The sequence below is a fragment of the Arthrobacter sp. JCM 19049 genome, assembly GCF_001310435.1.
In genome coordinates, this window is record NZ_BAXF01000048.1 from 1 (window position 1) to 10,555 (window position 10,555).

Sequence of the window (10,555 nt, forward strand, 5' to 3'; positions counted from 1 at the left end):
GCCGGGACTCGGGACCGCCGCGGTGAGCCTGTGCGGCGGCGGTGGGCAGGGCGAGGCCCTGCTGCTGCACCACGCCTAACCTGCCCTCCCCCGGGCAGCCTTCCCCGTCACGGAAAGCGAGTGCGCTGTTGACCGAATCCCCTGAAGCCCCGAATGAGGCGCTCACCCGCATCAGCCTGGACGCGAGCCGGCGGAACATCCCCATTGAGATTGTTCCGCGGGCCGCGGCCTCCTCGCTGCGTGAGGCGGCCGCGAATCTGGGCATCGCCGAACACCGTCTGCTCAAGACCCTGGTGCTCAAGCGCAGCAACGGTACGTACCTCTTCGCCCTGATCCCCGGTGGCAGGAGCCTGAGCTGGCCCAAACTGCGCTCGGTGTTGGGGGTCAACAAGCTCTCCCTGCCCCACGGGGACACCGCGTTCGAGGTGACCGGCTATCGTCCCGGGACGATCACGCCCTTTGGCGCGTTGACCCCGTTGCCGCTGGTCATTGACGCCACGGTATTCCAGGGCGAGCAGCAGGCCATGGTGGCCCTGGGCAGCGGGGACCGGCTGCACGCCGTGCTGGTGGCGGCCCAGGACCTGGTCAGTGGATTTGACGCGACAGTGGCAGATATTTCCGTTCCGGAATGACCGGGCTCGGCTTGCGCGCGGCGAGGCTGCGCACCCACTGCACCGCCTGGGTCGCCCGCAGGGTGAATTCGTTGCGCAGCCACAGCCCTGCCGGCTTCTCCACGTACCGGGCCACAACATAGGCCAGCGCCAGCATCAGCGCGACGGTTCCGACCAGCAGCACGTATTTGTTGAGGACCGCGCTCAGGTGCGCGATGATCCACCAGCCCACAGCTCGTGGAACAGGTACAGCGGGTAGGTGAGCATTCCGGCGGTGACCATCCAGCGGGCGTGGATCCTCTGTAGCGGGGTCAGCGTGCAGGCCAGCAATAGGGCAATGCACAGCAGCACCAGCAGTGAGAAGTGCCAGGCGGGGATCTGAACCCCCGACAGATAGACCGAGTCCTGTGCTCCCTTCAGGCCCGTGAAGTAGCAGGCGAGCAGGGTGTTGAAGCCGACCAGCAGCCAGCGCGCCGGAGTTTGCCGGTCCCGGTACATCAGGTAGACCACCATGCCCAGGCTGAACAGCGGCGCATACTGCCCCATTACCCATTCCTGGGCCTTGTCCGCCTCGGCCAGGTGCAGCGCCACGCCCAGCAGCGGCCAGGCGAAGCTCAACGCCAGGATAGCCCGGTTCTTGGCCAGTCCGAAGGCCAGCAGCACGGCCAGGATCGCGTAGAAGCGCAGTTCAACCCAGAGCGTCCAGTACACCCCGTCCAGGTCCCTGACGCCCATTCCGCTTTGTGCCATGGTCAGGTTGGGAACAATATCGCCTTCGGTGCGTCCGTCCTTCAGCTCCGGCCAGACCCGGAAGGTGAGCAGGGCGGCGGCGATGACGGCCAGCCAGTACGCCGGGTAGAGCCGGCCCAGGCGGGAGGCCAGGAATTGGATCAATCCCTTGCCTGGATGGACATCAGGATCACGAAGCCGGAGATCAGGAAGAACAGTTGGACGCCAATGCTGCCGTAGATGGTGAATTTGCCCAGCACCGGCCAGGCGTCGACGGCTTCGGCGCCCCAATAGCCGTGTCCCCACGCGGTGTAGTGGTAAAGCACGACCACCAGCGCGGCAGCGATACGAAGGGCGTCCAGCAGACCGAGCCGCGGGGCCGGTCGTATTGCGTTGGGCTGTTCATTCTTCGGCACATTAAACACCGTAAGCGACGAATATGAATAGCTCCTGTTAATAGAATCGTTATAGTCCGATAACGATTTTTCTCGTTTAACGGCCCGAGGCGTGGACGATTGCTCGTCCGCGGGCCGGGGAGTAAGGCTGCGAGTGACCGCTGAAGCTTACTTGAGGGTGACGGTAGCGCCAGCGCCTTCCAGTGCTTCCTTGGCCTTCTCGGCGGCGTCCTTATCGGCGCCTTCCAGAATCGGCTTCGGAGCGCCGTCAACGAGCTCCTTGGCTTCCTTCAGACCCAGCGAGGTCAGAGCGCGAACTTCCTTGATGACTGCGATCTTCTTGTCGCCAGCCGACTCCAGGATCACGTCGAACTCGGTCTGCTCTTCAGCAGCAGCTTCGCCAGCGCCGCCGGCCGGACCGGCAACGGCAACAGCAGCGGCGGTGACCTCGAAGGTCTCCTCGAACTGCTTCACGAACTCGGACAGTTCGATGATGGTCATTTCCTTGAATGCGTCGAGCAGCTCGTCGGTGGTGAGCTTCGCCATGGTGGCGTCCTTTCGGTTATGGATCCAGATCTGGGAACCGTAATGATTTGGGGTTACGTTGCGAGAGAATCGCGTCAGCTTAGGCTTCTGCCGGAGCTTCCTCGGCAGCTTCGCCACCGTTCTCTTCGAGCTTGATACGCAGTGCGTCCACGATGCGTGCAGCGGCCGAGGCCGGGGCCTGCAGAACGCCTGCAACGCGGGCGAGCTGGTGCTCGCGGGACTCCAGTGCAGCCAAAGCGGCAATGCCTGCTTCGTCCAGGGCGGAGCCTCGAAGAAACCGGACTTGATGATCAGCTGCTGGTTGCTCTTGGCGAACTCCGTGAGGCTCTTGGCGGCGGCAACAGCATCGCCCTTAATGAAGGCGATGGCGGTTGGACCGGTCAGCTGGCCTTCGAACGCGTCGATGCCAGCTTCCTTTGCTGCGATTTCAGTCAAGGTGTTCTTTACAACCGCGTACTTGGTCTCCTGACCAAGCGAACGGCGCAGTTCCTTGAGCTGTGCAACGGTAAGCCCACGGTATTCGGTCAGGACAGCCGCGCTGGATTCCTTGAACTCGGCAGCGATCGACTGGATCGCGGCGTTCTTGGTCTGCGTTGCCATAACACTCCTTCCGGGGTTCAGTTCGGTACCGTTTCATAACCGGCGGAGCGCATAAAAAACGCCCCGCGCAGGAGCACAGGGCAGCTCAACTCACATAAGCAGTTGAGACAATCTATGTAACCTGCGTTGGCAGTCCTTGCGGACACTTCGGAGCGGTTCTCCAGTGGAAAATGCTCAACCGACGGTCTTCGGTTCTTCCATCCTAGTTTGAGCGCACCCCATACTCCAAATCCCGGAGGTCGTCTTGGCCTATGATCTGAACCACGGCCGGGTCCAGCCCTACTCCCCCGCCAGCGGCTCACGTGTGGCAGTTTGCAAGACTTCCCGGTCTCACCTGGACGGTCCTCGGTCGACGCTGCGGCCAGCCTGCGCTTCACCGCGTCCGGCTCAACTGGCGGTTAAAAGGACAAGGCCCATTGCCAGCACTTGGGGGACGCTGACAACAGGCTCTTGTCGACACGAAGCTTGGGGAAACTTCGGTGTCCAGTGATTGCATAGTCTTGGGGGTCCCATGCAATCACCGCCGATTCACATCGGTGTCTTCACAGTATCACCACCAACCCGTCTACATGCAACTCGGGGTTCAGGTCATCTCACGAGCCGATCACGCTGTCCCAGCAAGCACTTTTCCTCCCTTTGAACCAACAGTTTGCATTAATTTGGCGAACCTGGAAATAGCAAACCGGCGTTCATTTCAGGCATAAAGCCCGAGATTGTGCGGCACAACGCCCCGGCGAGAGCGTGGAGCGCAATCCAACTCACAGGAGACTTCCAAAAACTCCCAGAAAACCTCAAGGTCGGTATGTCCGATGGAGCCCGCCCGCGGGGTTCGAAGGGCAGCTGGTCGAGTCAGGAATTTCGCCCAGAGCCAACTCCCCTGCGTGATAATTCTTTCAAAAGCTCATGTCGCAGCAAGATGGCAAGGAACTGGAGCGCGTGCCCAGGCCCCCGGCCCTGCGTTCCTGCCGCTGCCGGCTTGGCTCAGGGACGGCAAAAGCCTCGGCCCCGGACCGCCACCATCAGGTGGCAGGCCGGGGCCGAGGCTTCAGTGGAACTGGGTGACTAGGGCTCACGCGGGTCACGTTCGGGTCCAGGGCGATGCCCGGGCCGAAGGTGGTGGCGATGGTGGCCTTGGAGATGTAGCGGCCCTTGGAAGCCGAAGGCTTCAGGCGCAGGATCTCTTCCAGAGCGGCTGCGTAGTTCTCGGTCAGCTGCTTGGCATCGAAGGATGCCTTGCCGATGATGAAGTGCAGGTTCGAGTGCTTGTCGACACGGAAGTCGATCTTGCCGCCCTTGATGTCGGTGACAGCCTTGGCCACGTCCATGGTCACGGTGCCGGTCTTCGGGTTCGGCATCAGGTTACGCGGGCCCAGGATCTTACCCAGGCGGCCAACCTTGCCCATCAGGTCCGGGGTTGCCACGGCGGCGTCGAAGTCGGTCCAGCCGCCCTGGATCTTTTCGATCAGGTCGTCGGAGCCGACGAAGTCGGCGCCGGCGGCGCGGGCAGCTTCTGCCTTGTCGCCGTTGGCGAAGACAACCACGCGGGCGGTCTTACCGGTGCCGTGCGGCAGGTTCACGGTGCCGCGAACCATCTGGTCGGCCTTGCGGGGGTCAACGCCCAGGCGGAAGGCGACCTCAACGGTCGAGTTGGTCTTCTCGCCGGCGATCTCCTTGGCCAGGGCGATAGCCTCGGCTGGCTCGTAGAACTTGTCAGCCTGAATCTTGGCCGCGGCGGCCAAGTATGCTTTGCTGCGCTTTGCCATCTGCGTTTTCTCCTTATGCAGTCGTGGTCTTGAGGACCGCGCTCGGTCCTGCCACTGGCGGGGCCTGCCAGGCAGGTCCCCTGTTGAAATGTTGGTGGTTGCAGCCGTTGCGGGCTGCAGGGTGAGGGTCTTAGCCCTCGACGGTGATGCCCATGGAGCGGGCGGTGCCGGCGATGATCTTCGAAGCGGCTTCCAGATCGTTCGCGTTCAGGTCAGCCATCTTGGTGTTGGCGATTTCCTCAACCTGGGCCTGGGTCAGCTTCGCAACCTTGGTGGTGTGCGGGGTGGCCGAACCCTTGCCAACGCCTGCAGCCTTCTTGATCAGCTCGGCAGCCGGCGGGGTCTTGGTGATGAAGGTGAACGAACGGTCTTCGTACACGGTGATTTCAACCGGAACAACGTTACCGCGCTGCGACTCGGTGGCAGCGTTGTAAGCCTTGCAGAATTCCATGATGTTGACGCCGTGCTGACCAAGGGCAGGACCGATCGGAGGAGCCGGGTTAGCGGCGCCTGCCTGGATCTGCAGCTTGATAAGTCCGGTGACCTTTTTCTTTGGGGCCATGTCGGGTCCTTCTACTCTTGCGTTTCCCGCGGCACAGGAGCGTGACACGGGCTGATGGCCGCCGTGGCGCGGCGGCCGAACGTGCCCGGCTCACGCAAAGCAAACGTGAGGGGCACGAAGACTCAATACTACTGGATCTTGGTGACCTGGTTGAAGTTCAGGGTCACCGGGGTCTCGCGCTCGAAGATCGAGACCAGCACCACCAGCTGCGCGGCCTCCAGCTTGATCTCGGAGATCGTGGCCGGCATGGTTTCGAACGGTCCGTCGTTGACGATCACCGATTCGCCAACCTCGAAATCCACCTTGACCTCGGTGATCGGTGCGCGGCCCGGCTTCGAGGCGGAGGGCTGCTCGGTCGGATCCACCACGGTGTGCTCCAGCATGGAGAACACTTCATCCAGGGTCAGCGGGTTCGGGTCGTGGGCGTTGCCCACGAAGCCGGTCACGCCCGGGGTGTGTCGAACAACACCATGAGGCGTCGGTCAGTTCCATGCGAACCAGCACGTAGCCGGGGATGCGCACGCGGCGCACGATCTTGCGCTGGGTGTTCTTGACCTCGACGACCTCTTCCATCGGGACCTGGATCTCATAGATGAAGTCATCCATGTCCTGGGTCTGGATGCGGGTCTCCAGGTTCAGCTTCACGCGGTTCTCATAACCGGCGTAGGTGTGGATCACGAACCAGTCGCCGGGCTGGCGGCGCAGCTTGGCGCGGAACTCTTCCTTCAGCGCCTCAACGCTGACGGCTTGCTCGTCCTCTTCGGCAACGGCTTCGGCCACTGCCTCACTGGCGTCCTCGTCGGCCTCGGCAACCAGGGCCGGGTCATCGGCGGTGTCCGCGGCGATGTCATCGAGCTGTACGGGCTGGGAGGCTTCGTCGAGGGTTTCCTCTTCGTCCAGGGCGCCCTCGGCGTCCACGGTGCCTTCAACATCCACGGTGCCGTCGGTGTCGGAAGTGCCGTCGGCGAAAATGACATCTTCGGCATTGCCGGTCTGCTCGTCATTGGTCGCGACGAACTCGGCTTCTACCTCGTTGTTATTCTGCGGTTCGAGTTCCTGGTCGGACACTGCAGCTCCTGCTTTCTTCTACTGATGTACACCTGGGGCCCTGACGCGCCGCATGGCGGCTCGCGCAGGAAATTCTACTGCTCTGGCCTGTTTGTGAACAGGAGGGTGGACCCTGCCCCGAAGACAAAGTCCAGGGCCGTCACGATGAGCATCACGATGACAACGAAGGCGATGACAACCAGGGTGTAGTTGATCAATTCGCTACGGGTCGGAGTCACGACTTTTTTCAGTTCCGAGATGACCTGCCGGATGAACAGGGCGATGCGGCCGAAAAATCCGCGACGGGATTTCTTGTCATTTCCCGGATGGGAGACAGCTGATTCGCTCACCGTGTTCCTCGTTTCAATAAAATAGGCCAGTTGAAACAATCACGGTGTGTCGCAGCCTGGCCGACCACAACACACCGTGACGTGAGATTCGCTGTGCGATTTTTTCGTTAATCGCTACTGCGCAGGGCAGACAGGACTCGAACCTGCAACCTGCGGTTTTGGAGACCGCTGCGCTACCAATTGCGCCACTACCCTTCGAGTTTTCACTCTGGTGACATCAACTATATCTGAACGTGTCAGAGCAGCTGATCACCGCCGGCGCCTTCGCACCGAGAAATAACTCTACGCAATGATCAGATGATTGTCGAACTGACAGGGAGCAGTGTGCCCTACACCGCATTCGGGGCGTCCGGTGGGCCACCCGGCGCGTCATCTTGCCCGGCCGAGCATGAATCCGGCCCTGCCTTGGCCTTAAGCTAGAGGTACGTACTCATCTTCTCAGACGTCAGGATGCCCCCAGATATGTCTAGAATCTCCCGCCGCATTGGCGCCATCTCCGAATCCGCAACCCTGGCGGTGGACGCCAAGGCCAAGGCGCTGAAGGCCGCCGGCCGTCCGGTGATCGGGTTTGGTGCCGGCGAGCCGGATTTCCCGACCCCCGACTACATTGTCCAGGCCGCCGTGCAGGCCGCCCAGGACCCGCGCAACCACCGCTACTCCCCGGCCGCTGGCCTGCCGGAGCTGCGTGAGGCAGTGGCGGAAAAGACGCTGCGCGATTCGGGCTATAAGGTCGAACCGAATCAGGTGCTGATCACCAACGGCGGCAAGCAGGCGGTCTACAACACGTTCGCCACCCTGCTGGATCCGGGCGATGAGGTCATCATCCCCGCCCCATACTGGACGACCTACCCGGAGGCGGTGCGCCTGCACGGCGGGGTTCCGGTGTCCGTGTTCGCCGGCCCGGAACAGGGCTACAAGGTCACCGTGGAGCAGCTGGAGTCGGTTCTGAGCGAACGCAGCAAGGTGCTGCTTTTCGTCTCCCCGTCGAACCCGACCGGCGCCGTCTACTCCCCCGCCGAGGTCGCTGAGATTGGCCGCTGGGCGGCCAGCAAGGGCCTGTGGGTGGTCACCGACGAGATTTATGAGCACCTGACCTACGGGCAGGCGGAGTTCTCCTCGATCGCCACGCTGGTGCCGGAGCTGGCCGACAAGGTCGTGGTGCTGAACGGCGTCGCCAAGACCTACGCCATGACCGGCTGGCGGGTGGGCTGGATGATCGGCCCCAGTGATGTCATCAAGGCCGCCACGAACCTGCAGTCCCACGCCACCTCCAACGTGGCCAACGTGTCCCAGCGCGCCGCCCTGGCCGCGGTGGCCGGGCCGCTGGATGCGGTGAACGAGATGAAAACCGCGTTCAACCGCCGCCGGTTGGCGATCGTCGAGGCGCTGAACGCCATTGACGGGCTCTCCTGCCCCACCCCGGAGGGCGCCTTCTACGCCTACTCGGATGTGCGCGGCCTGCTGGGACGCGAGATCCGCGGGAAGGTGAGCACCACCAGCGCCGAACTGGCCGCGCTGATCCTGGAGGAGGCCGAGGTTGCGGTGGTGCCCGGTGAGGCCTTTGGCCCTTCCGGCTTCATCCGCATGTCCTATGCCCTGGGCGACGCGGACCTGGCCGAGGGTGTCGCCCGGATGGCCGCCCTGCTGGGCGAAGCCAAGTAGCACTGGCGCCTGAGCGGCACCGAATACGCATCACGGCTGTGGCCGGAACCTGGGTTCAGGTTCCGGCCACAGCCGTTCCGGGCTTTCGGGCACCGGTCACAGGATCTTGCGGTCCACCGCCCACCGGGTCAGTTCATGGCGGTTGGACAGCTGCAGCTTGCGCAGCACGTTGGAGACATGGGACTCAACGGTCTTGATCGAGATGAACAGCTCCTTGGCCACTTCCTTATAGCTGTAGCCGCGGGCGATCAGCCGCATCACCTGCAGTTCCCGATCCGAGAGCAGGTCCAGTTCGGTGTCGATTTGCTCGGGCTGGCTGCTGCCGAAGGCGTCCAGCACGAACCCGGCCAACCGGGGTGAGAAGACCGCGTCCCCGCCAGCCACCCGCCGCACTGCATCGGAAATCTCGGGACCGGAAATGCTCTTGGTGACATAGCCGCGCGCCCCGCTGCGGATCACCGTGACCACGTCATGGGCCGCATCCGACACGCTCAACGCCAAGAAGCGGGTCTGCGCCAGCAGGTGGGCGCACCCGCGCAGCACCTCGGCTCCCCCGCCCCCGCGTCCGCCGGGCAGGTGCACGTCCAGCAGCACCACGTCCGGGCGCAGTGCGGTGATCTGCTCGATGGCTTGTTCCACGGTGCCGGCCTCCCCAACCACCTTCAGGTCGGGATCCAGGTCGCTTTTCAGTCCCGAACGAAAGATGGCGTGGTCATCGACCAGCAGCACCCGGATCAGTGCCTCGGGTTCCTGGGTGCCTGCGGGCACTGGGTCAGTCATGGTGGTTTGCCTTTCCTGCCGTGGTGCGCGGCATCTTCAACTGTATTTCGGTTCCCTGCTCGCCGCTGCGGATCTTCGCCTCGCCGCCGGCCCGCTCCATCCGGCCCAGGATCGATTCGCGCACGCCCTGCCGGTCCGGGTCAATGTCCTGTGGGTCAAAGCCGTCCCCGCGGTCGCGGATGAACACCTCAACGGCCTGCTCACCGCATTCAATGAACACCGAGATCAGCGGTTGCGTGCTTGGCCGCGTTCATCATGGCCTCCCGGCTGGCCTGCACCAGGGCGTGCTGCCCCTCGAACCCCTGTGCGGAGCCCGCGGAGACCACATCCACCTCGCGCAGCATCAGCTGCTCGATTTGCGCCGCTTCCTGGGAGATCTCGGCCACCACGTCACCCTCGGAGACGTCCTCGTCCCCGTACAGCCACTGGCGCAGTTCACGTTCCTGGCTGCGGGCCAGGGCCCGCACCGCGGCCGGGTCGCCGGCCCGCTTCTGGATCACGGCCAGGGTCTGCAGCACCGAGTCGTGCAGGTGTGCGGCGAATTCGGCGCGCTGTGCCGCGGCCTGTCGGGAACTGCGTTCGGCCAGGTAGTCACGCCACAGTCTGGTGCCAAAGGGCAGCAGCACCACCAGCGCCCCGCCGAAGATCGCCAGCGCCGCCAGATCCCGCCGATCAGATCCGAGGTGCTCACCGTCCCGTTGACAATCAGCAGCAGCCCGCCAATGACCAGCAGCAGCCCGACCACCAGCCGGCTCAGGGCCCCGGCACGTTCCCTGCCGGTGGCCTGCGGACCGCCGCGCCCGTCAATCTGCAGCCAGGCCAGCAGCACCCCGGCCACGATCAATGCTTGGCCAAATCAGATCCCAGCGGATGTTCCACCCCAGCCATTGGCCCAGGGCCAGCAGGGCCAACACCGTGAGCACCACGCCCACAAGCACCTCACGCATGGACCCAGCTTCAGGGCGACCTCTCGGGGGTTCAGGCTGCCGGGGGCGTCCAGGCCCAGCTCCTCGGCCAGGCTGCGCCGCCGGGTGCCGGTGCTTCGCTGCTCATCGGCCTGGGACTCCTGGCTGCTGGGGGTGAACACCCACAGCCAGGCGTACAGCACGGCCCCGATGCCGCCGATGGCTGTCAACAGCAAAAACCCCAGGCGCACGTAGCTGACCGGCAGGTTCAGGTGCTCGGCCAGCCCTGCACAGACACCGGCCAGCAGGCGCGATTCGCTTCTGACGATGCGCCGGGGCTGCTCGGGTGTCTCCATGGTTCAAGTCAAGCATGTTCGCAGGGTCTTTCCCCAGACCCACATGGCGTTTTACGGGTGCCTCAGGTCGAATCAGGGTAGCACCTCATAGCGGGGGCGGGGCAAGGCGCGAAAGAATGGGGGCATGGACCAAGATCACTCCTCGCACAAAATCTTCGACAGCCTGCGTCAGCAGCAGATCCGCCGCAGCGAATCGCAGTGGCTGGGCGGCGTGGCCGCCGGCATCGCGCAGCGCCTGCAGGTTGACGC

The 10,555-nt window shown here is 63.7% G+C and carries 14 protein-coding genes, 1 tRNA gene and 2 pseudogenes; 2 read left to right on the top strand and 15 right to left on the bottom strand.

What is annotated here, in order from left to right:
- Positions 1 to 128 precede the first annotated feature (128 nt).
- Positions 129 to 632 carry a YbaK/EbsC family protein gene (locus tag JCM19049_RS04140; protein WP_054820890.1) on the top strand — a complete coding sequence of 168 codons (504 nt, stop codon included), beginning with the start codon at positions 129 to 131 and terminating at the stop codon, positions 630 to 632.
- Here JCM19049_RS04140 and JCM19049_RS04145 read toward each other — a convergent pair.
- The 10 genes and pseudogenes from JCM19049_RS04145 to JCM19049_RS04185 all read right to left on the bottom strand — a co-directional run bounded on the left by JCM19049_RS04145 (position 586) and on the right by JCM19049_RS04185 (position 6,798).
- Positions 586 to 843, bottom strand: coding sequence for a hypothetical protein (locus JCM19049_RS04145; RefSeq protein WP_054820891.1), 258 nt, complete (start codon positions 841 to 843; stop codon positions 586 to 588). The two genes, JCM19049_RS04140 and JCM19049_RS04145, sit on opposite strands and share 47 nt — an antisense overlap.
- Positions 816 to 1,505, bottom strand: coding sequence for an acyltransferase (locus JCM19049_RS04150; RefSeq protein ID WP_054820892.1), 690 nt, complete (start codon positions 1,503 to 1,505; stop codon positions 816 to 818). The genes JCM19049_RS04145 and JCM19049_RS04150 overlap by 28 nt, the downstream gene beginning before the upstream one ends.
- The gene (locus JCM19049_RS04155) at positions 1,502 to 1,756 is read right to left on the bottom strand and encodes an acyltransferase family protein (protein WP_054820893.1); all 255 of its coding nucleotides are present in this window, start codon (positions 1,754 to 1,756) and stop codon (positions 1,502 to 1,504) included. The genes JCM19049_RS04150 and JCM19049_RS04155 overlap by 4 nt, the downstream gene beginning before the upstream one ends.
- A 147-nt stretch (positions 1,757 to 1,903) precedes the next feature.
- Positions 1,904 to 2,281: a 50S ribosomal protein L7/L12 gene (rplL, locus tag JCM19049_RS04160; RefSeq protein WP_054820901.1), complete on the bottom strand. Its 378-nt coding sequence runs from the start codon at positions 2,279 to 2,281 to the stop codon at positions 1,904 to 1,906.
- 79 nt (positions 2,282 to 2,360) lie between these two features.
- Positions 2,361 to 2,881: pseudogene (gene rplJ / locus JCM19049_RS18530) on the bottom strand (50S ribosomal protein L10).
- 1,019 nt (positions 2,882 to 3,900) lie between these two features.
- The gene (rplA, locus tag JCM19049_RS04165) at positions 3,901 to 4,644 is read right to left on the bottom strand and encodes a 50S ribosomal protein L1 (protein WP_054820894.1); all 744 of its coding nucleotides are present in this window, start codon (positions 4,642 to 4,644) and stop codon (positions 3,901 to 3,903) included.
- Between the two features lie 130 nt (positions 4,645 to 4,774).
- The gene (gene rplK, locus JCM19049_RS04170; RefSeq protein WP_054820895.1) at positions 4,775 to 5,206 is read right to left on the bottom strand and encodes a 50S ribosomal protein L11; all 432 of its coding nucleotides are present in this window, start codon (positions 5,204 to 5,206) and stop codon (positions 4,775 to 4,777) included.
- A 128-nt stretch (positions 5,207 to 5,334) separates the two neighbouring features.
- Positions 5,335 to 6,274, bottom strand: a pseudogene (nusG, locus tag JCM19049_RS04175) (transcription termination/antitermination protein NusG).
- A 74-nt stretch (positions 6,275 to 6,348) separates the two neighbouring features.
- The gene (secE, locus tag JCM19049_RS04180) at positions 6,349 to 6,603 is read right to left on the bottom strand and encodes a preprotein translocase subunit SecE (RefSeq protein ID WP_138177147.1); all 255 of its coding nucleotides are present in this window, start codon (positions 6,601 to 6,603) and stop codon (positions 6,349 to 6,351) included.
- Between the two features lie 122 nt (positions 6,604 to 6,725).
- Positions 6,726 to 6,798: transfer RNA gene (locus JCM19049_RS04185), tRNA-Trp, on the bottom strand.
- A gap of 267 nt (positions 6,799 to 7,065) precedes the next feature.
- Here JCM19049_RS04185 and JCM19049_RS04190 point away from each other — a divergent pair.
- Positions 7,066 to 8,265, top strand: a complete 1,200-nt coding sequence (locus JCM19049_RS04190; RefSeq protein ID WP_054820896.1) for a pyridoxal phosphate-dependent aminotransferase — start codon at positions 7,066 to 7,068, stop codon at positions 8,263 to 8,265.
- A gap of 96 nt (positions 8,266 to 8,361) precedes the next feature.
- Here JCM19049_RS04190 and JCM19049_RS04195 read toward each other — a convergent pair whose 3' ends face one another.
- From JCM19049_RS04195 to JCM19049_RS04210, 5 genes are read right to left on the bottom strand one after another with little or no spacing between them, the layout of a single operon-like run.
- The gene (locus JCM19049_RS04195; RefSeq protein ID WP_054820897.1) at positions 8,362 to 9,045 is read right to left on the bottom strand and encodes a response regulator transcription factor; all 684 of its coding nucleotides are present in this window, start codon (positions 9,043 to 9,045) and stop codon (positions 8,362 to 8,364) included.
- A complete protein-coding gene (locus JCM19049_RS04200) occupies positions 9,038 to 9,265 on the bottom strand; it encodes a hypothetical protein (protein ID WP_054820898.1) in 228 nt (75 codons plus the stop codon). Before JCM19049_RS04200 ends, JCM19049_RS04195 begins: the two co-directional genes overlap by 8 nt.
- Positions 9,255 to 9,563, bottom strand: coding sequence for a hypothetical protein (locus JCM19049_RS04205; RefSeq protein WP_279402433.1), 309 nt, complete (start codon positions 9,561 to 9,563; stop codon positions 9,255 to 9,257). The genes JCM19049_RS04200 and JCM19049_RS04205 overlap by 11 nt, the downstream gene beginning before the upstream one ends.
- Positions 9,542 to 9,883 (bottom strand): hypothetical protein, encoded by a 342-nt coding sequence (locus JCM19049_RS18535; RefSeq protein WP_279402434.1) that lies wholly within the window; start codon positions 9,881 to 9,883, stop codon positions 9,542 to 9,544. The genes JCM19049_RS04205 and JCM19049_RS18535 overlap by 22 nt, the downstream gene beginning before the upstream one ends.
- An 18-nt stretch (positions 9,884 to 9,901) precedes the next feature.
- The gene (locus tag JCM19049_RS04210; RefSeq protein WP_054820900.1) at positions 9,902 to 10,306 is read right to left on the bottom strand and encodes a PspC domain-containing protein; all 405 of its coding nucleotides are present in this window, start codon (positions 10,304 to 10,306) and stop codon (positions 9,902 to 9,904) included.
- Positions 10,307 to 10,555 lie beyond the last annotated feature (249 nt).